Origin of the sequence: Bacillus sp. FSL R5-0712, from assembly GCF_038593285.1 — a bacterium.
GTDB classification, from domain to species: domain Bacteria; phylum Bacillota; class Bacilli; order Bacillales; family Bacillaceae; genus Bacillus; species Bacillus safensis.
The window spans coordinates 1,761,949-1,788,071 of the sequence record NZ_CP151981.1 but is presented as its reverse complement, the minus strand read 5'-3'; the positions used below and the strand labels follow the sequence as shown (position 1 = coordinate 1,788,071).

At 39.9% G+C, this 26,123-nt stretch carries 33 protein-coding genes and 1 pseudogene; 16 read left to right on the top strand and 18 right to left on the bottom strand.

Annotated features, from left to right (window positions below; all coding sequences use genetic code 11):
- Positions 1-83: 83 nt before the first annotated feature.
- The 5 genes and pseudogenes from NSU11_RS08940 to NSU11_RS08920 all read left to right on the top strand — a co-directional run bounded on the left by NSU11_RS08940 (position 84) and on the right by NSU11_RS08920 (position 3,968).
- Complete coding sequence (locus tag NSU11_RS08940) at positions 84-605, top strand: FGGY family carbohydrate kinase (protein WP_326848831.1); 522 nt, start codon at positions 84-86, stop codon at positions 603-605.
- Positions 599-814, top strand: a pseudogene (locus NSU11_RS08935) (L-rhamnose isomerase); the annotation flags it as partial. The gene NSU11_RS08940 and the pseudogene NSU11_RS08935, both read left to right, overlap by 7 nt.
- 280 nt (positions 815-1,094) lie before the next feature.
- Entirely contained in the window at positions 1,095-1,811 is a 717-nt protein-coding gene (locus NSU11_RS08930) for a (Fe-S)-binding protein (protein ID WP_149126614.1), read from the top strand.
- 19 nt (positions 1,812-1,830) lie between these two features.
- Entirely contained in the window at positions 1,831-3,255 is a 1,425-nt protein-coding gene (locus tag NSU11_RS08925; protein WP_212051903.1) for a LutB/LldF family L-lactate oxidation iron-sulfur protein, read from the top strand.
- Entirely contained in the window at positions 3,255-3,968 is a 714-nt protein-coding gene (locus tag NSU11_RS08920) for a lactate utilization protein C (RefSeq protein ID WP_034621986.1), read from the top strand. The genes NSU11_RS08925 and NSU11_RS08920 overlap by 1 nt, the downstream gene beginning before the upstream one ends.
- A 294-nt stretch (positions 3,969-4,262) precedes the next feature.
- On the opposite strand, the gene NSU11_RS08915 is transcribed toward NSU11_RS08920, so the two are convergent.
- Entirely contained in the window at positions 4,263-4,604 is a 342-nt protein-coding gene (locus NSU11_RS08915) for a helix-turn-helix domain-containing protein (RefSeq protein ID WP_024425154.1), read from the bottom strand.
- 122 nt (positions 4,605-4,726) lie between these two features.
- Between NSU11_RS08915 and NSU11_RS08910 the strand changes: the two genes are divergently transcribed.
- A complete protein-coding gene (locus NSU11_RS08910; RefSeq protein ID WP_125587376.1) occupies positions 4,727-5,308 on the top strand; it encodes an NAD(P)H-dependent oxidoreductase in 582 nt (193 codons plus the stop codon).
- A 228-nt stretch (positions 5,309-5,536) separates the two neighbouring features.
- Here NSU11_RS08910 and NSU11_RS08905 read toward each other — a convergent pair whose 3' ends face one another.
- Positions 5,537-6,106: a sugar O-acetyltransferase gene (locus NSU11_RS08905; protein WP_185854438.1), complete on the bottom strand. Its 570-nt coding sequence runs from the start codon at positions 6,104-6,106 to the stop codon at positions 5,537-5,539.
- Positions 6,107-6,331: 225 nt separating this feature from the next.
- Between NSU11_RS08905 and NSU11_RS08900 the strand changes: the two genes are divergently transcribed.
- The 3 genes from NSU11_RS08900 to NSU11_RS08890 all read left to right on the top strand — a co-directional run bounded on the left by NSU11_RS08900 (position 6,332) and on the right by NSU11_RS08890 (position 8,205).
- Positions 6,332-7,513, top strand: coding sequence for an MFS transporter (locus NSU11_RS08900; RefSeq protein ID WP_185854437.1), 1,182 nt, complete (start codon positions 6,332-6,334; stop codon positions 7,511-7,513).
- A gap of 187 nt (positions 7,514-7,700) precedes the next feature.
- Positions 7,701-8,036 carry a hypothetical protein gene (locus NSU11_RS08895; protein WP_024425150.1) on the top strand — a complete coding sequence of 112 codons (336 nt, stop codon included), beginning with the start codon at positions 7,701-7,703 and terminating at the stop codon, positions 8,034-8,036.
- Positions 8,037-8,079: 43 nt separating this feature from the next.
- Complete coding sequence (locus NSU11_RS08890) at positions 8,080-8,205, top strand: hypothetical protein (RefSeq protein WP_254966705.1); 126 nt, start codon at positions 8,080-8,082, stop codon at positions 8,203-8,205.
- A 53-nt stretch (positions 8,206-8,258) separates the two neighbouring features.
- Here NSU11_RS08890 and parC read toward each other — a convergent pair whose 3' ends face one another.
- From parC to NSU11_RS08870, 4 genes are all read right to left on the bottom strand, one after another.
- Positions 8,259-10,697, bottom strand: a complete 2,439-nt coding sequence (gene parC, locus NSU11_RS08885; RefSeq protein WP_197172873.1) for a DNA topoisomerase IV subunit A — start codon at positions 10,695-10,697, stop codon at positions 8,259-8,261.
- A gap of 2 nt (positions 10,698-10,699) precedes the next feature.
- On the bottom strand, positions 10,700-12,667 hold the full coding sequence (parE, locus tag NSU11_RS08880) for a DNA topoisomerase IV subunit B (RefSeq protein WP_039178939.1): 1,968 nt from the start codon (positions 12,665-12,667) through the stop codon (positions 10,700-10,702).
- 417 nt (positions 12,668-13,084) lie between these two features.
- Entirely contained in the window at positions 13,085-13,498 is a 414-nt protein-coding gene (locus NSU11_RS08875) for a CoA-binding protein (RefSeq protein WP_024425147.1), read from the bottom strand.
- A complete protein-coding gene (locus tag NSU11_RS08870) occupies positions 13,449-13,577 on the bottom strand; it encodes a hypothetical protein (protein ID WP_254966706.1) in 129 nt (42 codons plus the stop codon). Before NSU11_RS08870 ends, NSU11_RS08875 begins: the two co-directional genes overlap by 50 nt.
- Before the next feature lie 75 nt (positions 13,578-13,652).
- Here NSU11_RS08870 and plsY point away from each other — a divergent pair, with 75 nt between their 5' ends.
- Positions 13,653-14,234 carry a glycerol-3-phosphate 1-O-acyltransferase PlsY gene (plsY, locus tag NSU11_RS08865; protein ID WP_024425146.1) on the top strand — a complete coding sequence of 194 codons (582 nt, stop codon included), beginning with the start codon at positions 13,653-13,655 and terminating at the stop codon, positions 14,232-14,234.
- A 97-nt stretch (positions 14,235-14,331) separates the two neighbouring features.
- Positions 14,332-14,619: a HesB/YadR/YfhF family protein gene (locus NSU11_RS08860; protein WP_024425145.1), complete on the top strand. Its 288-nt coding sequence runs from the start codon at positions 14,332-14,334 to the stop codon at positions 14,617-14,619.
- A gap of 39 nt (positions 14,620-14,658) precedes the next feature.
- Here the strand turns inward: NSU11_RS08860 and NSU11_RS08855 are convergent, their stop codons facing one another.
- The 7 genes from NSU11_RS08855 to acnA all read right to left on the bottom strand — a co-directional run bounded on the left by NSU11_RS08855 (position 14,659) and on the right by acnA (position 19,454).
- Positions 14,659-14,970, bottom strand: coding sequence for a hypothetical protein (locus NSU11_RS08855; protein ID WP_149126618.1), 312 nt, complete (start codon positions 14,968-14,970; stop codon positions 14,659-14,661).
- A gap of 3 nt (positions 14,971-14,973) precedes the next feature.
- On the bottom strand, positions 14,974-15,396 hold the full coding sequence (locus NSU11_RS08850; protein ID WP_341081814.1) for a thioesterase family protein: 423 nt from the start codon (positions 15,394-15,396) through the stop codon (positions 14,974-14,976).
- A 107-nt stretch (positions 15,397-15,503) separates the two neighbouring features.
- Entirely contained in the window at positions 15,504-15,746 is a 243-nt protein-coding gene (gene tlp, locus NSU11_RS08845) for a small acid-soluble spore protein Tlp (RefSeq protein ID WP_341081811.1), read from the bottom strand.
- A 13-nt stretch (positions 15,747-15,759) separates the two neighbouring features.
- Positions 15,760-15,903, bottom strand: a complete 144-nt coding sequence (locus NSU11_RS08840) for an acid-soluble spore protein N (protein ID WP_008357830.1) — start codon at positions 15,901-15,903, stop codon at positions 15,760-15,762.
- Positions 15,904-15,954: 51 nt separating this feature from the next.
- Positions 15,955-16,080 (bottom strand): FbpB family small basic protein, encoded by a 126-nt coding sequence (locus tag NSU11_RS08835; protein WP_003211002.1) that lies wholly within the window; start codon positions 16,078-16,080, stop codon positions 15,955-15,957.
- A 74-nt stretch (positions 16,081-16,154) separates the two neighbouring features.
- Positions 16,155-16,658 (bottom strand): TlpA disulfide reductase family protein, encoded by a 504-nt coding sequence (locus NSU11_RS08830; RefSeq protein ID WP_342492446.1) that lies wholly within the window; start codon positions 16,656-16,658, stop codon positions 16,155-16,157.
- Positions 16,659-16,724: 66 nt separating this feature from the next.
- The gene (gene acnA / locus NSU11_RS08825; RefSeq protein WP_024427088.1) at positions 16,725-19,454 is read right to left on the bottom strand and encodes an aconitate hydratase AcnA; all 2,730 of its coding nucleotides are present in this window, start codon (positions 19,452-19,454) and stop codon (positions 16,725-16,727) included.
- A 220-nt stretch (positions 19,455-19,674) separates the two neighbouring features.
- Between acnA and sspO the strand changes: the two genes are divergently transcribed.
- The 4 genes from sspO to NSU11_RS08805 all read left to right on the top strand — a co-directional run bounded on the left by sspO (position 19,675) and on the right by NSU11_RS08805 (position 21,179).
- Positions 19,675-19,821 carry a small acid-soluble spore protein O gene (gene sspO, locus NSU11_RS08820; RefSeq protein ID WP_024425139.1) on the top strand — a complete coding sequence of 49 codons (147 nt, stop codon included), beginning with the start codon at positions 19,675-19,677 and terminating at the stop codon, positions 19,819-19,821.
- A 16-nt stretch (positions 19,822-19,837) separates the two neighbouring features.
- The gene (locus NSU11_RS08815) at positions 19,838-19,984 is read left to right on the top strand and encodes a small acid-soluble spore protein P (protein WP_003211331.1); all 147 of its coding nucleotides are present in this window, start codon (positions 19,838-19,840) and stop codon (positions 19,982-19,984) included.
- A gap of 102 nt (positions 19,985-20,086) precedes the next feature.
- Positions 20,087-20,488: an Hsp20/alpha crystallin family protein gene (locus NSU11_RS08810; protein ID WP_024425138.1), complete on the top strand. Its 402-nt coding sequence runs from the start codon at positions 20,087-20,089 to the stop codon at positions 20,486-20,488.
- A 262-nt stretch (positions 20,489-20,750) separates the two neighbouring features.
- On the top strand, positions 20,751-21,179 hold the full coding sequence (locus NSU11_RS08805) for a DUF2621 domain-containing protein (protein WP_024427086.1): 429 nt from the start codon (positions 20,751-20,753) through the stop codon (positions 21,177-21,179).
- 20 nt (positions 21,180-21,199) lie between these two features.
- Here NSU11_RS08805 and NSU11_RS08800 read toward each other — a convergent pair whose 3' ends face one another.
- A complete protein-coding gene (locus NSU11_RS08800) occupies positions 21,200-21,682 on the bottom strand; it encodes a CcdC protein domain-containing protein (protein WP_047203110.1) in 483 nt (160 codons plus the stop codon).
- A 94-nt stretch (positions 21,683-21,776) separates the two neighbouring features.
- Positions 21,777-22,484 carry a cytochrome c biogenesis protein CcdA gene (locus NSU11_RS08795; protein ID WP_024425135.1) on the bottom strand — a complete coding sequence of 236 codons (708 nt, stop codon included), beginning with the start codon at positions 22,482-22,484 and terminating at the stop codon, positions 21,777-21,779.
- 214 nt (positions 22,485-22,698) lie between these two features.
- Here NSU11_RS08795 and NSU11_RS08790 point away from each other — a divergent pair, with 214 nt between their 5' ends.
- Positions 22,699-22,866 carry an aspartyl-phosphate phosphatase Spo0E family protein gene (locus tag NSU11_RS08790; protein ID WP_008343814.1) on the top strand — a complete coding sequence of 56 codons (168 nt, stop codon included), beginning with the start codon at positions 22,699-22,701 and terminating at the stop codon, positions 22,864-22,866.
- 261 nt (positions 22,867-23,127) lie between these two features.
- Here the strand turns inward: NSU11_RS08790 and NSU11_RS08785 are convergent, their stop codons facing one another.
- The 3 genes from NSU11_RS08785 to tkt all read right to left on the bottom strand — a co-directional run bounded on the left by NSU11_RS08785 (position 23,128) and on the right by tkt (position 26,079).
- Positions 23,128-23,346, bottom strand: coding sequence for a YneF family protein (locus NSU11_RS08785; RefSeq protein WP_003212379.1), 219 nt, complete (start codon positions 23,344-23,346; stop codon positions 23,128-23,130).
- An 84-nt stretch (positions 23,347-23,430) separates the two neighbouring features.
- A complete protein-coding gene (gene sirA, locus NSU11_RS08780) occupies positions 23,431-23,877 on the bottom strand; it encodes a sporulation inhibitor of replication protein SirA (protein WP_024425134.1) in 447 nt (148 codons plus the stop codon).
- A gap of 198 nt (positions 23,878-24,075) precedes the next feature.
- On the bottom strand, positions 24,076-26,079 hold the full coding sequence (gene tkt / locus NSU11_RS08775) for a transketolase (protein ID WP_024425133.1): 2,004 nt from the start codon (positions 26,077-26,079) through the stop codon (positions 24,076-24,078).
- Between the last annotated feature and the right edge of the window lie 44 nt (positions 26,080-26,123).

Sequence of the window (26,123 nt, the reverse complement as noted above, 5' to 3'; positions counted from 1 at the left end):
AAATAAGGACAATAAATAAATCATTTTAGACATTATTTTCTCCTTTTAGCTGGCTTAATATAAAGACATAAGCAAACGCTCTCATGCAAAGGGTGATTAAAATGAAGAAATGTTGTTTAGCAGTTGATATTGGTGCTTCTAGTGGAAGATTAATAGCGGGTCATCTTGAAGATGAACGTTTAAATCTAAAAGAAATCCACCGTTTCGAGAATAAAATGGTCCAAAAAAATGGCCAGTTTTGCTGGGAGCTTGATCGATTATTTGAAGAAATAAAAAAGGGAATTCATCAATGTAGTGAAATGGGATTATCTCCAGAAAGTATCGGTATTGATACATGGGCAGTAGACTTTGTTTTACTAGATGAATGGAACAAACCTTTAACAGATTTTGTTGCCTATCGCGATTCGAGAACAGACGGGATGATGGATGAGGTTTTTAAAACATTCATGAAGGAACGTCTGTATCTAGAGACAGGAATTCAATTTCAAAAATTTAATACGATTTATCAACTTTATTCAATCAAACAAAATCATCCGGAGATTTTAGAAAATGCAAAATCTTTTCTAATGGTTCCTGACGATTTTCATTATTTATTAAAATGTTAGTACCAAATGAACATTTAAAACAGTTACAGGAAGATGGAAACTTTACAGAAAGATTAGCATTAATAGAGGAATTCAAAACGTATCCTTTCGGTGCAATCTGGGATTACTATTGTGAAAAAATGGGCGTGCCTGTAAAAGAAACATGGCTGGAAGAAGTGAAACAATATGAGCAAGATGTATTAACAAAAAGAAACTCTGTTTTAGCCTAAAAAATCATGAAAGGCTAACTAGTAAATTTACAAAGAGATACAGTCAGGGGAAGGGTCTAATAGATCAATTCCCTTGTTTATATTACAAGGATTCCTTTTTAGATGAATAGGTTACAACTCAATGTTTTTTCCACTCTACGCGTGCTAATTGAAGGGAATCATATTCATCTCACATGGAGAATACACAATAAAATACTTATGAGAGAAGGGGCCTGCTTTTATTTTTCAGTCATCAGCCGATCAGGTAAATCTAAATATTCGTTAAGAGGAGGTTTTAAAATTGAAAGTGAGCTTATTTATTACATGTTTAATTGATACTTTCCAGCCGAATGTCGGTAAGGCAACAGTTGAGATACTTGAACACCTTGGTTGTGAAGTATCATTTCCTACATCACAAGTATGTTGTGGCCAGCCCGCCTATAATAGTGGCTATGCTGCCGAAGCCAAGCAAGCAGCGAAAAATATGATCCAAACCTTTGAAGATGCAGAGTATATAGTAACTCCCTCTGGTTCTTGTGCAGCAATGTTCCACGAATATCCACATATATTCAAAGGAGATTTTCAATGGGAGGAGCGAGCAAGGCGGCTTGCTGAGAAAACGTATGAACTAACTCAATTTATCGTAGAGGTGTTAAAGGTTACAGATGTAGGGGCACGTTTAAAAGGGAAAGCGACCTATCATACATCTTGTCATATGACACGTTTGCTAGGTGTGAAGGAAGCACCTTTTACGCTGCTTTCTAATGTAAAAGAATTAGAGGTTGAGCACCTTCCCAACGCCCAAAATTGCTGTGGATTTGGTGGAACTTTTTCTGTGAAAATGATGCCAATATCTGAACAAATGGTAGACGAAAAAGTGGAAAGTGTTGAACAGACCGGTGCGGACTATTTAATTAGTGCAGATTGTGGATGTTTAATGAATATTGGAGGACGAATAGAACGTTTAGGAAAATCAGCGCAGGTACTGCATATTGCAGAGGTATTAAATAGCCGTTAATTCAAGGGGGGAACACGACATGAGCATGAAAATTAGTGATAAAAAATTTAATGAACGTATTGATAAAGGAATCCAAGATTCTACGATGCGTGAAGCTGTGTCTACAGCTCAAGAACGCCTATATACACGTCGTTTGGCAGCTAGTGAAGAGCTTGGGAACTGGGAAGAATGGCGCGATTTAGGGGAGCAAATCCGTCAACACACGCTGGAGAATTTAGATTATTACTTAATGCAATTAAGTGAAAATGTTACAAAACGCGGGGGACATGTCTTTTTTGCGAAAACAAAAGAAGACGCCGCTCAATACATGAAGGAAGTTGCAGAAAAAAAACAAGCCAAGAAAGTCGTGAAATCAAAATCAATGGTAACCGAAGAAATAGAAATGAATAAAACTTTAGAAGACATAGGTTGTGAAGTAGTAGAAAGTGACCTTGGCGAATACATTTTGCAAGTTGATGATCATGAACCACCTTCCCACATTGTAGCGCCGGCTCTTCATATGAAAAAAGAACAAATTCGTGATGTATTTCAAGAAAAACTAGGTTATGGAAAATCGGAAGATCCTTACGAGATGACAAAATTTGTTCGTAAAATCCTGCGCGAAAAATTTCTTGAAGCAGAAATCGGTGTCACCGGTTGCAACTTTGCCGTTGCAAATACAGGATCAATCTGTTTAGTGACCAATGAAGGAAATGCGGATCTTGTAACTGCTATTCCAAAAACGCAAATCGCTGTAATGGGAATGGAACGTCTTGTACCAACAATGGAGGAGCTGGATGTACTCGTTGGATTGCTTTGCAGAAGTGCAGTAGGGCAAAAGCTAACGAGTTACATTACAACAGTAGGGCCTAAATATGAAGAAGAGGCAGATGGTCCAGAAGAATTTCACCTTGTTGTCGTTGATAACGGCCGTTCTGAAATCTTAGGGTCTGAGTTCCAACAAGTATTACAATGCATCCGTTGTGCAGCATGTATTAATGTATGTCCAGTATATCGTCATGTCGGAGGACATTCTTATGGCTCTATCTATCCGGGGCCCATTGGTGCAGTATTAAGTCCACTTTTAGGTGGATATGACGATTATAAAGAACTGCCATATGCATCAACTCTTTGTGCAGCATGTACTGATGCTTGTCCAGTTAAAATTCCGCTACACGAACTACTTTTAAAACATCGTCAAGTAATTGTTGAAAAAGAAGGACGTGCTCCTCTCGGTGAGAAACTAGCGATGAAAATGTTTGGAATGGGAGCATCATCTGCTGCTCTATACAAACTAGGTACAAAAATGGCACCTGCAGCTATGAAGCCCATTGTATCAGGAGATCGAGTCTCCAAAGGAATTGGCCCATTAAAAAATTGGACTGAAATTCGAGAATTCCCAGCTCCAAGTAAAGAACGTTTTCGAGACTGGTTTGACAATCATAAAAAAGGTGGTGAAAAGTAATGAGAGGAACAGCTCAAAATCAGGAAGTTTTTTTAAATCATGTGGCTAAACAGCTGGGACGGGAAAGACGAATAAGTGGTGTTGTACGTCCAGAGTGGAAGAATAACGTAAACTGGGATGTAATGAAAGGTTATACAGAAAAGGAGTTAATCGCTACGTTCACAGAGCACTGCAGCAAAATTCATACTACTGTTTTTGAAACAACAAAAGATCACTTAGCTGAAGCTTTAAAGAAAATTGTTGCTGAACATGGCGGGGGGCCTGTAATGACAGCCCAAGATTCACGTTTCAAAGAATATGGCTTAACAGAATTACTTGAAAAAGAATGGCCGGAAGAAAATATAGAGGTACATGTATGGGATTCAAAAAGAGGACGTGAAGCGAATCATTCCCTCGCCGAAAAAGCCAATATTGGTATTACATTCAGTGACTATGCACTTGCCGAGTCAGGAACAATCGTTGTAAAAACTCATGAGGGACAAGGGCGCGCACTTCACTTTTTGCCGACTGTCTATGTCACGATTATCCCGCGTGAAACGATTGTGGCACGTATTACACAGGCTGTTTCTGACCTAAACCAACGTGTTGAAAAGGGAGAAGCTGTTGCTTCTTGTATTCACTTTATTTCTGGACCAAGTAATTCTGCAGATATCGAAATGAATTTGGTAGTAGGTGTGCATGGACCTTTAAAAGCTTTTTATTTCATTGTGTAAGGTTGGTTGATATAAAAAATAGAGTTTCCATTTGGAATCTCTATTTTTTTCAAGGATTCCACGCAGGTCGTAAGAAATCTGGAATTGGCGGAGCAGATGGTAAACATGGTTTAGAAGAATTTTTACAAACTCATGTTGTTTATTTGCAGCATAACTCAAACAAAAAATAAGAGAAAGACAACTTAATATTCCATGAGATTTATCAATGTTCTAAGAGTATCTCAAGAGAGATGCTCTTTTTTTGACTGAATGTACACCCTTTTGCCTAAAAGTACAATTTCACTCAACGTCTAACTATTTTTTCATTTGTTCTTCACCCCAATAGCAAATCGCATCTAATACAGGGATCAATGATAATCCCTTTTCCGATAAACTATATTCTACTTTTGGAGGCACTTGAGGATATTCTTTACGATTAATTAACTGATCTGCTTCAAGTTCTTTTAGTGTATTGGTTAATGTTTTAAAAGAGATTGCCCCAAGCATTCGTTTCAACTGATTATAGCGAATAGGCGCATTGTTTGCATATAAAGCATACAGTACCGTCATCTTATATTTCCCACCAATTAATGATAAAGTGTACCCAAATCCAGTTTCTTTTAGATCAGCATGAGCTGTAAAGGATTCTTTGGTCATTTCACACTCTCCTTTAGGTTAGTATCGCACTTTAATTACCGTACTTGTAGTACGTTATAGCATACAATAAAATGAATGTACATCAAAATATGATGAAAATAACAAAAAAGGGTGAATGAATCATGAAAACAATTGTCTATGCACATCCTTGGGATGGAAGCTATAATCATGCCATTTTGACTTCCATTACAGAAAATCTAGAAACAAAGAGAGAACCATTTCAAGTGATTGATTTATATAAAGATGGGTTCAATCCCGTTTTTTCAGCTGAGGAATTGAAGTATTTTCATAAAGGAGAAACGCCTGATCAATTAGTTAAGGATTATCAAAAGAAATTAAGTCAGTCAACTGAATTAATTTTTATATTTCCTGTCTGGTGGTGGGATTTACCTGCAATTTTAAAAGGATTTATTGATAAAGTCATGTTAAGAGGTTTCGCATTCTTAGAAGATCAAAACACTGGGGCTTTAAAAGGTTTGTTGACATATATTAAAAAAACAACCGTGATCTCAACATCTACAACAGATAAGGATTATATAGAATCTGAAGGTGGGAATGCGATTCAAAGCGTTTTTATTAACCGAACTCTTGCTGACTTGGGACTTAAAAATGAAGACACCAAATGGATTCATTTTTCGAGAGTTAATTTAACAACAGATGAAAAGAGAAAAATATTTTTAAACGAAATATCCCAAAGTATTTAATTTACTGTAGCAGCCAATAAGGAAAGGCACAACCTTTACGACCGATCTAATTTATTGAGAAGGTGGTAGAGGTTGTGAAATTAAATATCGACACTCAAATATGTATTCTCATTTCTTAGTTTACATAATATATATTCTAGGAAGTTAAACAAACAATGAATTTCCCTCGTCTCAAAATTAAGTATACTTATCTTATTGAGACAAAATAGAAAAAATCAAAATCCAACGTTATTCGCCAGATTTTGATTCATCAAGATATTTAATGATTTTCGCAGGATTTCCGCCAACCACCACATTTGCTGGAACATTTTTTGTCACAACGGCACCAGATGCAATGACAGCATTGTCGCCAATTGTGACACCTAGATTAATAATAGCACCGCCGCCAATCCATACATGGTTTCCAATGGTGACTGGTTTGCCGAATTCAATGCCTTTTGCACGTTCTATCGGGTCAAGCGGGTGTCCAGCCGTATAAATATGTACATTCGGACCTAATAAACAATGATGTCCAATGGTAATTTTACAAACGTCTAATAACACTGCATCAAAATTCGCAAAAAAATGCTCACCAATCTCGATATTGTATCCGTAATCGCACTGCAGTCTTCCTTCAAAAACGACATCATTTCCGCAAGCGCCTAATAATTCCTTTAAAATGGATGTTCTTTTTTCTTGCTGATTGGTTTGCTGATATGCGTATGTCAATTGTCTCGCTCTTTCACGATCTGCGATCAGTGTTTGGTCACTAGATACATAATGTTCTCCTTGAATCATTTTTTCCTTTTCACTTTTCATGTTGGTCTCCTCCTCCCTTCTATTTATACCGATGCGATATGATTACATCCTACCGCCCCCTTTATGTTTATTTTACCTTCTCATCATAAGAATTGGGAAGGAATGATTTCTTTTGACTAGAATTGACCTTGTTCCTCCAGCAAGTTATTTACGAATCAGCAAGTCTCATTTATAATCGAGTAGATTTGTTCAATAACATATATATCTTTAAATGTGAGGGATTAGATGGAATTAAAGTGGTATAAAGCAATTATTGTGATCTTTACGATGTCTGGTATCTCCATTTCTACATGGTTTTCACGGACACCGGAAGTGAGAGATTTATTACAAGCAAACACAGGAACAATGGGACTTATTTTACTCGGTTTATCCGTTGGTTCAATTGTTGGGCTTGTTCTTTCAAATGTATTCGTCCGCAAAAAAGGCGGCCGAGTGGCGATTGTGATCAGTGCTTTTTTGATGTTCCTTGGATTTACTACTCTTGCCATTGGTTCAACACTCTCTTCTATCTTTGTCGTCACTTCTGGTCTTTTTCTTTTTGGCGCAGGCTCTGGCATGTGCAATGTAGCGATGAACTTAGAAGGAACAGAGATTGAGTACAGCATCAAGAAAACCATTCTGCCTATATTGCACGCTTCCTTTAGCATTGGGACTTTTATTGGAGCAGGTGCTGGTATTCTTTTTATCCATTTAGGGGTTTCTGTATTGATACACCTTCTCGCTATTGCCCTTCTGCTTTTCCTCAGCATATTGATTTGTACACGGTTTATTCCGCACGGGACAGGAAAGGATCAGCATGAGAAACAGTCCGATACAGTTGAGCCTACTCAAACGGCATGGCTGAACAAACGAACGATATCTCTTGCGATGATCGCCTTATGTCTTGCGTTTGTCGAAGGCTCCGCCAATGATTGGATTCCACTTGCAATGGTGGATGGCTACCAAGTTTCACATTCCATGAGTACAGTCATCTATGCTTTGTTTTTGTGCGGCATGATTAGCGGCAGACTGATCAGCGGACGTTTGATCGATCGCTTTGGCAGAGTATTATTGCTAAGAGTTGCGATTTTATCAGCAGCTGCCGGCCTATTCTTAGTCATTTTGAAGATTTCACTTGTTGTATGTATGATATCAATCTTTTTATGGGGACTTGGCGCATCTTTAGGCTTTCCGCTGACCATTTCTGCTGCTGGCGATGATAGCCGGTACGCTGTCAAACGCGTTAGTATTGTGACCTTATCTGGTTACACAGCCTCCCTTTCCGGTCCTCCTATTTTAGGGCTGCTTGCCAATCAGGTTGGACTCCTTCATGCCTTTATCTTTGTTCTATTTGCCATATGTATTGCAGGAATCTTTACTAAAGCTGTAGCAAAACCACATTCATTACAAGCGACTAAAAGTGTCTGATCCTTTGTGATCATGGCACTTTTTTTAAATTTAAAAAATAAAATTGAAACCTTTCATGAAGTGAAACAGTCCTATAGATGTCGTGATGTTTATCGCTTTTTTAAAGAGGGAAAGTAAAAAAATAAGACTTTTCAAATAACTGAAAACGTGGTAAGATCATGAAAATAACCAGGAAGGGGTGAGAAAAATGAAAAAAAATATGCTATTAAAATTAGGTGTTTTATGCATAGCACTTGCAAGTTTTCATTTGTTCTCAATGCCTCATTCCGTTCAGGTATACCATCATGCTAAGGTGGTTGCCGATCAAGAATCACATGAAATGAAAATCGTCCAGACAATGGGCGATGAAAAGAAACAAAAACATGTGAACGCAGTATTTGCCGCATTTACAGCACTGCTGATTATTGGCAGTATGACAGCTGGATTTGCACGCATCACTCATACTGATCGATTTGACCGGAAAAAGAAGCATTTACTTGCAGTGTTCTATCAATCTTCTTATTTCCGACAAGCTCGTGTTTAACCCAACCATCTAAATCAAAACAAAAATTGGGAGGTTTTACACGATGTTATTTTTCTTAAGAATTTTCATTCTAGGTCTTTTCTCTGTCACTTCACTTTCTCTTTTCGTCTACCAAGGAATTGAAGTAGTGCACGCCATTACAAGCATGTTTGGCAACCACGAGAGCTAAATGACCCGTATATAAAAGAAACCCCCTGCCAGTCGCAGGGGGTTTTCGTTTGCTTATTTATTATCATCTGGTGCAGGTTCAGGTGTCAGAAGGACATGAGTCACTTCTCCCTGCTCTTCCTCATCTACAATAAATGATCCATTGCTATAGCGGTCATTTGCTCTTAAAGTAGAAATATCAAGTGGAATCGTTGTACCTTTTTCGGTATCTATCTCAAGTGTATCGTGCAGCGCTGCAGCGATCACAGCCACAATACGGTGCGGGTTTTTCTTTAATTCTCTCAGCATAAGAACTCCGCGTTTCGCTCTTGATGTTTTATCAAATTCAGAGAGGTTCATTCGCTTTACAGCCCCTCTTTGTGTCGTGAGCACAAGGACATCGTTTTTCGGATCAATGATCTGGCCAGAGACTACCTCGTCCCCTTCCTTCAAGTTGATTCCTTTGACGCCGGCCGCTCTCGGTCCAACAACACTTACTTCTTCTTCATCAAACCACAAACCGTAACCATTTTTCGTTGCAATAAACAATTCCTGCTGTCCTGTTGTGACATGAACATCGACGAGTTCATCGTCACCTTTTAGGTTCAAGGCAACAAGCGGTTTCGAATAACGCTGCGCTTTATATTGAAGAAGCTCCGTTTTCTTCACCATTCCGCCTTTCGTAAAGAATAAAAGATATGACGTTTCATCAAATTCTTTTATTGGAATGGCTTTTTGGATTGATTCCTCGCGATCAATCGAAATGATATTCGTAATATGCTGCCCCATGTCTTTCCAGCGTATATCTGGCAGCTGGTGAACAGGACAATAAATGTAGCTTCCTTTATTCGTAAACAGCAGAAGAACATCCGTTGTATTCATTTCAAACTGATGAATCAACCGGTCAGTATCCTTCATGCCAAAGTCCTTACCGTTAGAGGCAGCATAGGAGCGCTGGCTTGTTCGCTTAATGTAACCATCCTTTGTGACTGTCACATAAACATCCTCTGATGCGATCATCACTTCAAGGTTAATCTTAATTTCTTCGATTTTTTCCTCAATAACGGATCTTCTCTCATCAGCATATGTCTTTTTGAGCTTTTTCAGGCTGTTTGTAATGACCTTCAGCAGCTTTTTCTCGTTCGCTAAAATGTCTTCAAGCTCTGCTATGCGCACATCTAGCTCTCTTGCTTCGTCTCTTAATTGCGTAATATCTGTATTCGTTAAACGATATAACTGGAGTGAAACAATCGCTTCTGATTGTGCTTCTGTAAAGTCATATTTCGCCATCAAGTTGTTCTTTGCATCACGCTTATCATTAGAGGAGCGGATTGTGGCAATAACTTCATCTAAGATGGAAAGTGCCTTAATCAATCCGTCGACAATATGGTGGCGTTCCTTCGCTTTACGAAGCTCGTACGCTGAGCGGTTCGTCACCACTTCTTTTTGATGGGCAATATATGCATCTAGTACAGTGGTGAGCGTCATTAAGGTCGGTCTTCGATTATGTATCGCTACCATATTAAAGTTATATGGGATTTGCAGATCTGAGTTTTTATATAAGAAATTCAGCACACCATTTGCATCTGCTTCTTTTTTCAGCTCTACTACGATTCGAAGCCCAGTACGGTCTGTTTCATCTCGGACCTCTGAAATGCCTTCTACTTTTCTTTCAATTCGGAACTCGTCCATCTTTTTGACAAGATTGGCTTTATTCACTTCGTAAGGAATTTCTGTGATCACGATTTGCTGGCGTCCGCCGCGGATGGTTTCAATCTCCGCTTTGCCTCGAATCATAATCTTTCCTTTTCCTGTTTCATACGCCTTCTTAATACCGGCTACACCTTGAATGATACCACCTGTTGGGAAATCTGGCCCTTTGATGACCGTCATTAAATCCTCAACCGTACAATGGGGCTGTTCGATTCGTTTAATAACGCCATCAATGACTTCTCCCAAGTGATGCGGAGGGATATCTGTGGCATAGCCGGCTGAAATCCCTGTTGATCCGTTCACAAGAAGGTTTGGGAACATCGCTGGTAATACAACGGGCTCTTTACTTGTATCATCAAAGTTTGCGACAAATTCGACCGTTTCCTTGTCTAAGTCCTTTAAAAGCTCTGAAGCAATAGCAGACAGCCTTGCTTCCGTATAACGCATGGCAGCAGGCGGATCACCATCGATACTCCCGTTATTCCCATGCATCTCAATCAGTACATTTCGTACTTTCCACTCCTGACTCATTCTTACCATCGCTTCATAAACAGATGAGTCTCCGTGCGGGTGATAGTTACCAATCACGTTACCGACTGTTTTAGCGGCTTTACGGAAGTTTTTATCCTGCGTATTTCCTTCTGCATACATCGCATATAAAATTCTTCGTTGTACAGGTTTTAGTCCATCACGTGCATCTGGAAGCGCACGGTCTTGGATAATATATTTACTATAGCGGCCAAAGCGGTCGCCGATTACTTCTTCTAATGGTAAATCATGAAATCGTTCTTGTTGTGCCATGTTTAAACCTCCTCAGCTAGCGACAAGTTTTCATTTTCAAGAATGTTGCTTTCCTCATCAAGTCCAAAGGCGACATTCTTTTCAATCCATTTACGGCGTGGTTCTACTTTGTCACCCATTAGAGTTGTGACGCGGCGTTCCACACGTGCAGCATCATCAATTTTGACCCTGACAAGTGTTCTCGATTCTGGATTCATTGTCGTTTCCCATAGCTGGTCGGCATTCATTTCACCTAACCCTTTGTAGCGCTGAATCGTGTACCCTTTTCCAACTTTCTTCAATACATCATCCATTTCTTCATCAGACCATGCGTACTCAATGATTTCTTTTTTCCCTGAGCCTTTGCTGACTTTATATAAAGGCGGGAGTGCAATAAACACTTTGCCATGCTCAATCAGCGGCTTCATATAGCGGTAGAAGAATGTTAATAGAAGCACTTGAATATGCGCTCCATCCGTATCCGCATCTGTCATGATCACGATTTTGTCATAATTGATGTCTTCTACATTAAAATCGACACCGACGCCTCCACCAATTGCATGAATAATGGTGTTGATTTCTTCGTTTTTGAAAATATCAGCAAGCTTTGCTTTTTCTGTATTGATGACCTTTCCGCGCAGCGGCAGCACCGCCTGGAATTTACGGTCGCGCCCCTGTTTTGCTGACCCGCCCGCTGAGTCACCCTCTACTAGGTATAGTTCGTTTCTTGCTGGGTTTCTAGATTGAGCAGGTGTTAATTTTCCGCTCAGCGTGGCTTCAGACTTTTTCCGTTTCTTGCCGCTCCTTGCTTCTTCACGGGCTTTTCTAGCAGCCTCTCTTGCCTGCTGCGCTTTAATCGCTTTTTTCACAAGAAGAGTGGCTGTTTCCCGGTTTTCTTCAAGGAAATACGCAAGTTTTTCAGAAATGACAGCGTCAACAGCTGAACGTGCCTCACTTGTCCCAAGCTTTCCTTTTGTCTGCCCTTCAAATTGAAGCAGCTCTTCAGGAATTCTGACAGAAATAATAGCAGACAGTCCTTCGCGAATATCAGTGCCTTCTAAATTTTTGTCTTTTTCTTTTAAAAGAGCGACTTTGCGAGCATATTCGTTAAAGGCTCTCGTCATGGCCGTTTTGGCACCAGACTCATGTGTTCCGCCATCTTTTGTTCTGACGTTATTAACGAAAGAAAGGATATTTTCCGAATAGCCATCATTAAATTGAAAAGCAAAATCTACTTCAATGGACTGATGCTCTCCTTCAAATGAGACGACTTCACTGAGAACATCTTTTTCTTCATTTAAATAAGCAACAAAGGCTTCAATGCCTGTCTCATAGTAAAACGTTTCTTGTACATCATGCCGTTCATCGATCAGCTCTATTTTTAACCCTTTTAATAAAAAGGCAGATTCTCTTAAACGCTCTGATAATGTATCGAAATTATAGGTCGTGACACTGAACATGGTAGGATCCGGCTTAAAATGAATCAGTGTTCCCGTTTTTTTCGATTTTCCGACTTTTTCAAGTGATGTGACAGGTTTACCGCCGTTTTCAAACCGCTGATGATAAATAAATCCGTCACGTTCAATTGTGACAGTGAGCCATTCTGACAGCGCGTTCACAACAGATGCCCCAACTCCGTGAAGTCCACCACTTGTTTTATATCCGCCTTGACCAAATTTTCCGCCTGCGTGCAGGACCGTTAAAATGATCTCAGGTGTCGGTTTTCCAAGCTTATGCATACCAGTAGGCATTCCACGCCCTTTATCTTGGACGGAAATGCTGTTATCTTTATGTATTTTGACAATGATATGATCTCCATGGCCAGCGAGCACTTCATCGACAGAGTTGTCTACAATCTCATAGACAAGGTGATGAAGACCGCGCGAATCCGTAGATCCAATATACATCCCTGGACGTTTACGGACCGCTTCAAGCCCCTCTAGCACCTGAATAGAATCATCGTTATAATCTACTTGCTGCTTTTTAACCAAATGCTTAATCCCCTTTCACTAACAAACATAACCGGCTAATCATCAAATGATCTCTCTAGATTTTAATGATGATCATGCTGCTCATTACTGTCCACTTTAATAAGCTGCATCATCATCATGCATGTGTCATTCACCAATACATGCTCTTTTGCACAGCTATGAGAATCATTCTACATTCTGCAATCAGAACTAGAAGTCCATTATAAACAAGACTGTTTCATAAGCCAAATGCAATCATATGATGGTTTTATCAAAACAGAACAAATGTTCTATATTGATCTTATCGCTCTTTTTCTCGATATGCAAGGCCGCCGATATGTCCCTGTCGCCTTATTTTATCGCTTTCTTTCAGAATCGCAAATATATTTCTGCAACAAAAAAGCAAAAATCCTTGAAAAACCAAGGATTTTTGACGATTTAATGAGTTTTTGTCATCGCATGAGCCACCTTGATACATAAATCCATGATGGCGACCTTGCCATTTTCCTCAATCAGCCTTTTCGCTTCTTCGTGATATATGCCTTGCTGCGCCCAAAAAACAGGTGCGTCTATTTCGAGAAACTCTTCTGCCACCTCTGGTAAAAACTCTGAACGTCTAAAGACATTGACGATATCAACAGGCTCTTTTATATCTTTTAAAGAAGCGACTGCTTTCACACCGAGTGCTTCATCGATCGTTGGATTCACTGGGATCATCTCATACCCGGCATCCTGCATCGCCTTAGACACCATATAAGACGTCCGGTGCGGCTGATCTGATAATCCAACAACAGCAATTCGTTTACTGCTTTTTAATATACGGCCGATTTCTTCTTTCGTAGGATTGTTCATCAAGACACTCCTTTTCCTCCATTTTAGCGAATTTCTGCTTAAAAACAAAGCCGAATCCATCTGCTTTCGATTTTTTCAAAAAAAGTTCCCCATGTTTTTCACAAGATCATGTTAAAATGTAAGACAAGAGGGAGAATATAAAGGAGTTATGCAGATGTTAATTGCTTTGATGTTTATTTTGGCTTATCTTCTCGGCAGTATTCCATCCGGTCTCATTGTCGGGAAAGCTGCAAAGGGTATCGATATCCGTGAACATGGCAGCGGAAACCTAGGTGCGACGAATGCATTTCGTACACTTGGCGTAAAAGCAGGGTCTATTGTGATTACTGCTGATATCCTAAAAGGGACGCTTGCTTCAGCTTTACCGTTTTTCATGCAGCTGGACATCCATCCCTTATTAGCAGGAGTTGCTGCTGTTATCGGTCACAGCTTTCCTGTCTTTGCAAAATTTAAAGGGGGAAAAGCAGTCGCTACATCAGGCGGTGTGCTGCTATTTTATGCCCCATTCCTATTTATCACGATGATCGCTGCTTTTTTCTTATTTTTATACATTAGTAAATATGTTTCACTATCATCTATGCTGACCGGGATCTATACATTCATTTACAGCATATTCACCAAAGACCTATTCTTAATCATTGTTGTTGCCGTTCTTGCTGGCTTTGTGATCTACAGACACATCGCCAACCTCAAACGAATTCTCAACAAAACTGAACCGAAAATCAAATGGCTCTAGCCGTTTCATCCATTTAAATATGTGGTAAAAGTAAAGAAAAGCTGTTTTTGCATCCTGCATTTTAAAAACAGCATGACTTCAAAAAGGGGCGATCACATTGAAATTAACGATAAAAGAAGATGCACTCAATTGGTACAAGGATGAATTAGATTTAGAAAAAGGTGATCAAGTTCGCTTTTTTGTGAGATATGGCGGGTGCAGTAATGTACAAAAAGGCTTTTCTCTCGGCGTCGCAAAAGATGAACCTCAAAATGCCGGCGCAACCGCTGAAATAGAAGGTATTACTTTCTTTATTGAGGAAAGTGATATTTGGTACTTTGACAACCATGATCTGCATATTGATTATAACGAGTCCGTGAAAGAACCAGAATTTCATTATGAATAAACAAAAAAGATACCTCATCCCTCGGGTATCTTTTTTGTTTTACACTTCAATATACAGCCCATACTCCTGAATCTTCCCTAAAGATCGTTCCTTTTGCAGAATTCTTTTTTGCGGCTCACCGATCAAGTCAAAATGAGGAAACCCTTCGCGGTCATGAATCCATTCTTTTTTTAGTCCATGTCTTTCTCCCCACTCAACTAACCGCTTCATATCCTGACAGGCTGCTTTTGTGACAGTATTGGCATTTGGAAAACGGTCATCGAGCCAGTAGTGTGTTAAAAAAGCAACTTTTCCTTGCTGGACAGCTGATTTCCAAGCGTTTAAATCGCTTCGTTTAATACCAAAAGCCATAAATTAAACCTGCTTCTTCGACTGTTCATATACTTTATGCCAGGCAGGAAAGGCTTTTCTAAATTGAATAGGTCTAAAGGTGTCTTTATCCACACATATATGTGAGGTTGTCCCTGTAATCGCTGTTTGTCCATCAGGTTTTTGAATTTCATAGCCATACACCGTTTTGAGACCATTATATTCTTCAATCCATGTATGAACGGATGCTGTTTCACCATACAGCAATGGTTTTTTATATTGAACCTGCAAGTCTATCACAGGTGCAAGAGCACCATCTGCTTCTAGCTGCGCATAGGAAAACCCTAATTCTTTAATCAATGCTGTTCTGCCGACTTCCATCCAAATTAAATAATTGGCATGATACACGATGCCCATTTGATCTGTTTCTGCATAACGGACTTCTATTTCTTTTTTGGATACATACACGTTTTCATCGCTCTCCTATCAAAACCTAAGGTCTGTCTCTGCCATTTTACCACATTCCAAATGGTTCTTCTAAAAAGAGGCAATAAAATAAACCAGGAATCCCTGGTTTATTCGGTATAACCATTCTTTCTTGCCGCTTCTTCGTCCTTGATCTCAGAACGCATCGCGTCAATACTCATTTTGCGGTTTTCGTTTTTTTGTTTGATCATTTGCTTTTCTGAATCTGTCGAAAGGGACATCGCTGCTTCAGATTCATCGATATTGTCAAGTGTGTTCTCGATCATATCTTGCAGCTTTTCAACATTATCAGAACGATCATCTGGATTGGATTGATAGGACTTGTCATTCATCACGATTCCCTCCTTATTCGCCCTTCGTCTGTATCACATCAGGCTGTTCATTTGATTTATTATGCATCTTTTTACCTTTATTCCGTTTGTATGCTACAGGTTTTGTCCCTAAATGGTCTGGTGTAAACTGCGCTTGTTTATCATGCTCTCTACCCATTATTCATCCCTCCCTCTTCTTTAGGATGAACGAAAACGGATAATTCATAACTTATTTCTGTCTAAATCGCTCTTCCAACTTTTCTTCAAGCTGGTTTAAAAATTCCTCATTGCTTAATAATTCTTTTTTATTTTCAAGCACAAGCTCTTCAAATGTGCGTCGTTTTCTTCTTCTCATTTTCACTCACCTCCATATATGTATGATTACATTTTCGCCAAAACATTTAGAAAATAAGCAAAAGAGCTGAATCATTATAGATCCAGCTCTTTTTCAATTTCTTTTTTTGTCAGCATTTGATGCTTCACAGACATGATGCGTCCTTTTTCATCTAATATGTATGTCGTTGGGTATGAAAGCACCTGATATCTTGCTTGAATGCCTTTTTGGTCCAATAAAACAGGAAAGCTCACCTTTAATTCTTTTGTGAATGCTGCCACATGATCCACACTCTTTTCAGTGGTCGTTAAATTCACTGCTAGTACTTCAACTTGGTCATTTTCGCTCCTAATCGCGTCTAAATCCGGCATTTCCGTCCTGCACGGCTTACACCATGTCGCCCAGAAATTAATGAGCACCTTTTTCCCTCGGTAATCAGATAACGAGGCGGTTTTGCCGTCAAGGGTTTTCAGTTCAAAATCAGGGGCTTGATCCCCTTTTTCAAGACCGATTGCGGGCTCTTTTGGCCCAAATAAATTCCACGCAAGTAAACCAATCAACACAAGTAAAACAGCGCTTGCCATTCCTTTTTTCCACATGATTGATCCTCCACTATTTTAAAAAAGAAGAGAAAGCTGTTGGATCGCCTTCTCTTCTTTGCTGTATTAGTTGCTTGCCAATTTTTCGCGAAGTACCATTTGAAGGATACCGCCATGACGATAGTAGTCAATTTCGACTTCACTGTCAAAGCGAACCACCACTTCAAACGTTTTCTCGTTTCCATCTGTGTCAATTGCTTTCACAGTGACGAGATCACGTGGACGAACTGTTTCGTCAACATGAACTTCAAATGTTTCTGTTCCTGTTAGACCATGAGTTTCTGCACTTTCTCCATCTTTAAACTGCAGAGGAAGTACGCCCATGAAGACAAGGTTACTTCTGTGGATACGCTCAAAGCTTTCAGCTAGAACAAATTTAATTCCAAGAAGGTTTGTTCCTTTAGCAGCCCAGTCACGTGAAGAACCCATTCCGTAATCTTTACCTGCTAAGATCGCAAGACCTGTTCCATCCTCTTTATAACGCATGCATGCATCATAAATCGATGTCACTTCACCAGTTGGCCAGTAAGTTGTATAACCGCCTTCTGTTCCTGGTGCAATTTGGTTCTTAATACGGATGTTTGCAAAAGTACCTCTCATCATGACATGGTGGTTACCACGGCGAGATCCATATGAGTTAAAGTCTCTAGGCGATACGCCTCTTTCTTGCAAGTATTTGCCCGCCGGTGTGTCCTTACCAATCGCTCCAGCAGGAGAAATATGGTCAGTTGTGACAGAGTCACCGAACTTCGCAACGACGCGCAAGCCTTTAAGCGGTTCAACTTTACCAGGTTCAACTGATAGGTTTTCAAAGAATGGCGGGTTATCAATGTATGTGGAATTTTCATCCCATTTATACAATGCATCATCCGTCGTTTTAATTTCATTCCAGCGGTCATTGTTGTCAAAAACAGTTTCATACTCTGAACGGAATAGCTCAGGTGTGACAGTGCTTTTAACGACGCTGTTGATTTCATCCATTGATGGCCAAATGTCATTGAAATAAACGTTCTCGCCATTTTTATCGACACCGATAGGATCTTTTGTTAAATCAATATTCACCGTACCAGCAAGTGCATAAGCCACAACTAATGGTGGAGATGCAAGGTAGTTCCCTTTCACAAGCGGATGAATACGACCTTCAAAGTTACGGTTACCTGATAAAACAGAAGTGATCAGCAGATCATTTTCAGAGACTGCATCTTCAATTTCTTTCTCAAGCGGTCCGGAGTTTCCGATACATGTTGTACAGCCATATCCAACAATGTTAAATCCAAGGTCTTTTAAATATGGAAGAAGTCCCGAATTCACAAGGTACCCTGTTACAACTTTAGAACCCGGCGCTAGTGACGTTTTCACGTAGTTCGGCACTTTCATACCGAGCTCGCTTGCTTTCTTCGCAACAAGACCTGCTCCGATTAACACGTATGGGTTCGATGTATTCGTACAGCTCGTAATCGCTGCAATCGCAATCGCACCTGTCTTCATCACAGCTTTTTCACCGTTTGCAAGATCAAATTCGATTTGTTTATCAAGCTCTGATTTATCTAAGCCAAACCCTTGGTTACCAGCTGGGCTTTCGATGTGTTTATGGAACGTCTCTTTCATTTGAGAAAGTGGAATCAAATCTTGTGGACGTTTAGGACCAGATAAGTTTGACTCAATTTTAGAAAGATCAATTTCCACAACATCAGTAAAAATTGGTTCTTCTGCATCTGGCGTATAGAATAAGCCATTTGCACGAGAATATTCTTCAACGATATTAATTTGCTCTTCATCACGTCCAGTAAGGCGCAGGTAAGCAAGCGCTTCTTCATCTACTGGGAAGAATCCGCAAGTAGCACCGTATTCTGGCGCCATGTTCGCAATGGTTGCACGATCTGCTAACGGCAATTGTGCAACACCCGGTCCGAAGAACTCAACGAACTTGTTCACTACGCCTTTTTCACGAAGGACTTGTGTAACTTTTAATGCAAGGTCAGTTGCAGTTGTTCCGTTTGGAAGCTCTCCAACTAATTTAGCACCAATCACTTCTGGTACTGGGAAGTATGAAGGCTGACCAAGCATACCAGCTTCCGCTTCGATACCGCCAACGCCCCATCCAAGTACACCGATACCGTTAATCATCGTTGTATGAGAGTCAGTTCCAACTAATGTATCTGGGTAAGTGATGATCTCGCCATCTTCTTCAATCGCATGAACAACACTTGCAAGATACTCTAAGTTCACTTGGTGAACAATTCCTGTTGCAGGCGGGACAGCTTGATAGTTATTAAACGCTTTCTTTGCCCAGCTAAGGAAGTTATAACGCTCTGCGTTACGTTCGAATTCTAAATCCATGTTAATGTTTAATGCATCTTCAGTTCCAGCTTTATCAACTTGTACTGAGTGGTCAATCACAAGGTCAACTGGAATTTCAGGGTTGATTTTATCCGGATCCCCGCCTACATCTGCCATTGCTTTTCTTAAAGAAGCAAGGTCAACGACTGCTGGTACACCCGTGAAGTCTTGTAAAATAACACGAGAAGGTTTAAACGGAACATCAATTTCTTTTACCTCGGCAGTTCCCCATTTTGCCAAGTTTTCAACGTGTTCCTTCTTGATCACTCTACCGTCTACTTGGCGAAGCACTGATTCTAAAAGTACCTTAATGGAATAAGGCAGCTTAGAAACATTTCCGATTCCTTGTTTCTCTAGTGCTTCTAACGAATAATAGTGATACGTTTTCCCATTTGTCGAAAACGTTTTTCTAGATTGAAAAGCGTCTTGTTTAGCGACTTGCTGCTGTTTCGACATGTCCAAAATCCCCCTTTTGATGATCAAGATCAATTTCAATTCTCAGAAAAATCGTCGTATTTCACCACAATTTTCTCACAATTTCATCTTAAAACAAATTCATACATAAGTAAATAACAATGCTTTTATTAAATTCAATAAGTTTAACTTATCATTAGGAAATGATTACTCTTCATAAACGAAGCGGGGCGGGCTCATACTACAAATGAGGTGATAGAACATGACAAAACGCAAAGCTAATCATGTCATGAATGGCATGAACGCAGCCAAAAGCCAGGGTAATGGCGCAGGCTATACGGAAGATGATCAGCTCGTTTTAACAGAAGAACAAAGGCAAAACAATAAAAAACGTAAAAAGAATCAATAAGAAGGAGCCAAACATCATGACGAATAAAAACACAGGGAAAGACATCCGTCAAAACTCTCCTAAGGAGCATCAAGGCGGTCAGCCTGAGCCGTTATCAGGCAGTAAAAAAGTGAAAAACCGCAACCATACAAGACAAAAGCACAATTCTCATCATGATATGTAATGATCCCCCTCTCATCCCGTGACCACACGGGATGTTTTAGGTCTTTCACACATTTCCATTTTCATCATATGATTTATTATGAGATGTGATGGAGGAGTGTTTATGGAGAATGAAAAGCAATCGAATTCCTCTGATTTTATTGAAATAGATGATTGGCTCAATGTTTTAATGGATGATCCATTTGCCTGGTATGATGAACACCTCCCAATTGATCTTTATGAAACAAGCCGTGATTATATTATCGAAATCGATGTCTCCACCTTATCGATCACTGATGTAAAGCTGACCTTCGCTGGACATGAGCTGACGTTGACTTACACAGTACAGCATCCAAATGGTGAAGGCGAACAGCCAATTGAAAAAAGCGTGATGCTCCCTTTTTATTTAAACGACAAAGACATTGAAACAGATTATGAAAACCGAATCATATCGATAAAAATTAAAAAATGTTCCGACCATCCAAACGGTGCATTTTCCTTTCAAATCCCGCACTTCAAACATTAAGAGCCCACCTTTATATAGGTGGGCTCTCTTCCCGTTCGTTTCAAGTCAATACCTTTTGCGAACCACCATGGCCAAATAGTAGAGTCGCTATATGATAGAGTATTCTTTTTCTACTAATTGGTTTGGGTCATTCTAGTAAATGGGCGGCTATCAATGAAAAAGGGCGTTTATAGAGAAAATAGACATACATTTTTGTTATTTTCTTCTATCCTCTCTTCATGTAATATAAAATAGAGAGATAAGGGGTATAAGGAGTGAGAACATGTTAAGCGGCTGGTTTTTGTGGTTCATTTTATTTTGGGGTACAGTGATGATCGGATTACTCGCAATCGGTGGCTTTTTTATGTTTCGTAAATTTTTAAAACGATTGCCAAAGGAAGATGGGAAATCAGAGCTTGATTGGCAGGACGAATATATTCAAAAGAGCCTTCACCTATGGCGGGATGAGGACAAACAGCTGTTAAATGAACTCGTATTACCTGTGCCAGAGCTGTTTAGAGATGTTGCCAAAGAAAAAATAGCGGGTAAAATTGGTGAGCTGGCATTAAAAGAACAGGCTGCCAGCATTAATTTAGACTTAATCATTCGCGGCTACATTATGGCCACACCAAAGCGGGATCATAAGTTTTTACTGAAGCGCCTTCAAGAAAAAAACATTGATCACTCGCCATATGAATCGTTATTAAAATAACCTCCTTTAAAAAAGGAGGTTTAATTCATTTGAATCTGCTGCGGATCTAATTGTTTAGACAGCTTTCTAAACGATAAATACATGGCAACCCGCCAAGGCACGATCATGCCAAAGGCAAGAATCCAAAACATCCCGCTTAATGAACCATAATCAATAGAAGAGCTTAGGATGGTCTTCATCCCGATACGAAGGACAAGAAGTCCAATGAGAATGAACACAAATGCTTTTGACCGTTTTAAGTAGATGTCATTGCCTCTAATTTCAAACTTCGATGTTTTGATTAAAAATATCGAGAAAAACATCCCCACTGTGATCGCTTCTAGAAATTCAGCTCCAGTTACCCGAAACATAGGAACGAAAAACATCAATGCGCCAGTGCTCATGAAAATAGGAGGTAAAATAATTTTTTTCGCAGTTGCAGGTTTTGCAGATGACTTAATGCGAATAAACATGACGGCCACCGCCATACATATCGCAATTATAGAAGAGATCAAGATCATCATATCAAATCATTCCTTTATTCTTTAAGGTCAGCCTATGTATAATATACTCCAATTGACGAAAAAAAACCATTCGCCGCGACTGTAGAAAACGATTTCAAAAGCCTGTAAAGCCGCCAAACAATGATGAGAACATGATGATAATCCATGTCAGCAGATCAAAGAACAGCAAAATCCCTACCACAATCATAATGATTCCGCCAATTCGCATGATGAGCTGCTGACGTTTTCTGATCCACGCCATTTTCGTAATGAAAAAGGAGAGAATAAAAAACGGGACGGCAAAGCCCAATATATACGCAATCATATACATGACCGCCGACTCAGGATTGTTACTCGCCAGTGTGATGACAGCGGATAAAATAGGTCCTGTACAAGGTGTCCATCCAGCCGCAAAGCCCATTCCGATGAGAATGGATCCAAAAAAACCAGCAGGACGGTTTTTGAACTGGATTCTCTTTTCGCCCATGAGGAAAGAGGGCTTGAATACGCCAAGAGTCATAAAACCAAAGAAAATAATGAGGATGGCTCCAATTTGACGAATCGCTTGATGATAATCATTAAAAAACTTCCCGACAAACGATGTCCCAAAGCCAATCGCAATAAATATAATAGAGAACCCTACTAAAAAGAATAAAGTATGAAGCAGACTTCTTCTTCTCAGCATCACCTTCTCGGATTTCACTTCATCTATACTAACGCCCGTAATATACGATAAAAATGCGGGATAAAGCGGCAGACAGCACGGTGAAATAAAAGAAAGAAATCCTGCTCCAAATGCTAAAAAGTAATTCAAATCTGTCAAAAGAACACCCCCTTCTTACAATATACAATAAGAGATGACAAAATCATTTCATTTTTTTTACATCACCTCAATAAAGATGGTCTATTCTCTTAAAACCTTATATAATTTAATTTGACATCAAGATAATGAATCCTTTAAATTTGAAAATAAACCTTAAAATGGATATAATAGAATCGATTCTTTTTATCAAGATTTGCATGAAAGGAACATGACTTTGGTAAAAACATCATTATTAACTCAAATCGAAGAAAAAAGAGAAGAGCTGATGAAAGTTGTCTTGCATAATGGGATGACATCAACAGTGACCATCGAACATAGCCAGCAGCTAGATCATCTCCTCTTACAATATCAACGACACTTACACTCAAACTCAGCCAACTAATCATACTTCATGATATCAAACATGCCGCACCATTTTTAGAACAGTTGATATGTGTGACCATAAACGAAACAAAAACCTCTGACATAGGGGTTTTTTGTTTTTCACATGCTCTTGACGCCATAATAAAAACCACCTTCCCTGCTTCATTCATGCAAGTACAGTGGTTTTAAGCGTCTGATGAAGGTGAATTGAATAAAGAAAGGACAACGCTTGTCCATTCTTTAAAACCATGTTCCATCTATGATCATAATATCGTACGTATTATTTCGCTTGGTTGTTCATGGCTTTCATCATTTGATTGATTTTCTTCTGGGACGGTTTCATGCCCATTTGCATCATCATCATTCGAAGCATTTGTTCATTAATCGGTGGATTCTTTTTCAAATAGCTCATCATATACTTACGAGCAATAAAGAATCCGAGTGCAACTCCTGCAAGCAGTGCAACAACGCCTACAAGGATGACAACCCATAAATCCATAATTCTTCCTCCTTCATGTTGTCTCGTATAAAGTGTACTAAACAAAAGGCTATTATACAACATTTCACGTTCAATTTTATTTTTTTAAACAAAATTCCTCACTTTTACTGGATTGAGCCATCCGTGTTTCTTTGAACTAAAGTCCATCGCAAGAAAACAAGGGCTGATTTTTCTCAGCACTTCAAAAAACACCGCTTCTGCCTCATAACTGCCAGTGGCAGACATTTGAATATACCGGTCTTTAATAATAAATGCTGCAGTTCCTTTTCCATCTGGTAAGGAAGCGCTGTAAATCGAGCCTATTTGTGTATAGTGAATGTTCGTTAAGTTATTCATTAGACGCTGGTGCATATGAAAAGCAGGGATACGTTTCGTCACATAATCCACTTGCTTCACAAGCATAACCAACTCATCGTCAGTGCGGTTCGTCCAATGTAACGACTCAAACAAATGAAACAAAATCGATTCTCTGCCAAAATAGTGATGCGCAAATTCATCCTCAATCCAATAAATATAATAATGACGTTCCATGTCTATCCCTTCCTTTCACATTTCGTCAATCTCGTTTATTGCTTGTATTATACAAAAATGTGAAAGAAAGAATTGTCTATATATGAAGCAAGAAGAAACTAGTTTTGTCAAAAAAACAAGAAAAAAGAAAAAAGTTTGCAGAGCGGATGAAAATGCTCTGCAAACAGATAGCAAAAAAGCATGATGCTTGGAGTTCGTTTATTTATTCAGCTTCGCTTTCACACGGCTGACTACATTGCTGACAGTAAAGCCGTATTTCTCGATAATGGTTTCTCCTGGTGCAGAAGCGCCAAATTTATCAATTGCAATCACGTCACCATCAAGGCCAGTGTAACGCTCCCAGCCAAGTGAAGCACCCATTTCAATTGCAATACGTGCACGTACTGCTTTAGGAAGAACGGATTCTTTGTATTCGTCTGACTGCTGATCGAAGCGATCCCATGCAGGAAGGCTGACAACAGATGCGCGGATACCTTCTTTTTCAAGTGCCTTTTGCGCTTCAATGGCTAAACCAACCTCAGATCCTGAAGCGAGTAGAAGAGCTTCAGGCTGTGCATCAGCTGCTTCAACCACAACGTATCCACCTTTTTCTACTCCCTCATATGCCTTCTCTGGTGCCTGGTCAATCGTTGGAAGGTTTTGACGAGTAAGAACTAGTGCTGTCGGTTTATCCGTTGAAGATACAGCTAGTTTCCACGCTGCAGCTGTTTCATTTCCATCTGCTGGGCGGATAACGGAAAGGTTAGGCATCGCACGCAGTGAAGCAAGCTGTTCAACCGGTTCATGCGTCGGACCATCTTCACCAACAGCGATACTATCATGAGTAAAGACGTAAGTGACTGGAAGTCCCATTAAGGCAGCAAGACGAATTGCTGGTCTTAAGTAATCTGAGAAAACAAAGAACGTTCCGCCGAATACACGAAGACCGCCGTGAAGTGCCATACCATTGAGTGCTGCACCCATTGCAAACTCTCTGACACCGAACCAAATGTTTTTGCCGGCATAATTATTTTTACCGAAATCATCTGTGTTTTTAATCGTTGTTTTATTTGATCCAGCAAGATCAGCAGACCCGCCAATAAAGAAAGGTACTTGCTTTGCAATGCCATTTAACACTTCACCTGAGGATGCGCGGGAGGCAAGGCTTGAACCTGCTTCATAAACAGGAACCTCTTGATCCCAATTTTCAGGAAGCTTTCCTTCAATCGCAAGCTTCAGCTGTGCTGCCAGCTCTGGATATTCTTTTTCGTATTGCGCAAACAATTCATTCCACGCTGCTTCTTTTTTCTGTCCAGCGTCTTTGACAGCTTCTTTGAAATGATCGTACACTTCAGAAGGTACATGGAAATCTTCTTCAAACGTCCAAGAGTAAGCTTCCTTCGTCAGCTTTGCTTCCTCGCTGCCAAGCGGTGCACCATGCACACCAGACGTTCCCGCACGGTTTGGCGATCCGAAACCGATCGTTGTTTTCACTTCGATTAATGTAGGTCTGTCTGTGCTTTGCTTCGCCTTTTCAATAGCAGCTGTTACTTCTTCAATGTTGTTGCCGTCTTTCACGTAAAGAACTTCCCAGTTCATCGCTTCAAAACGATTCTTCACATTTTCAGAGAATGAACGATCTAAGTCGCCATCTAAAGAAATGTCATTTGAATCGTAAAGAACGATTAAACGGCCTAAGCCTAAATGACCAGCAAGTGAAGCTGCTTCAGAGGAAATTCCCTCCATTAAGTCTCCATCTCCGCAAATGCTGTATGTATAGTGGTCTACAACATGAAAGTTGTCTTTGTTATACGTTTCCGCAAGATGTCTTTCTGCAAGTGCCATTCCTACTGCCATAGCAATTCCCTGGCCTAGTGGACCCGTTGTCGCGTCTACGCCTTCTGTGTGTCCAAATTCAGGATGTCCAGGTGTTTTGCTTCCCCATTGGCGGAATTGTTTTAAATCGTCAATGCTCAGATTGTATCCGCTTAAATGAAGCATGCTGTATAGAAGCATAGAACCATGGCCCGCAGATAAAACAAAGCGGTCTCTGTTAAACCAATTTGGATTTTGCGGACTTACGTTTAAGTGATTCGTCCATAAAGCGTACGCCATTGGTGCAGCACCCATCGGCATTCCTGGGTGACCGGAATTCGCTTTTTCAATTGCGTCTATGGAGAGAGTACGTATTGTTGCAATAGATTTCAATTCAATCGTTTCCATATAAATCCCCTTCCGTATCTTGTGTACACCATTATCATAAATCT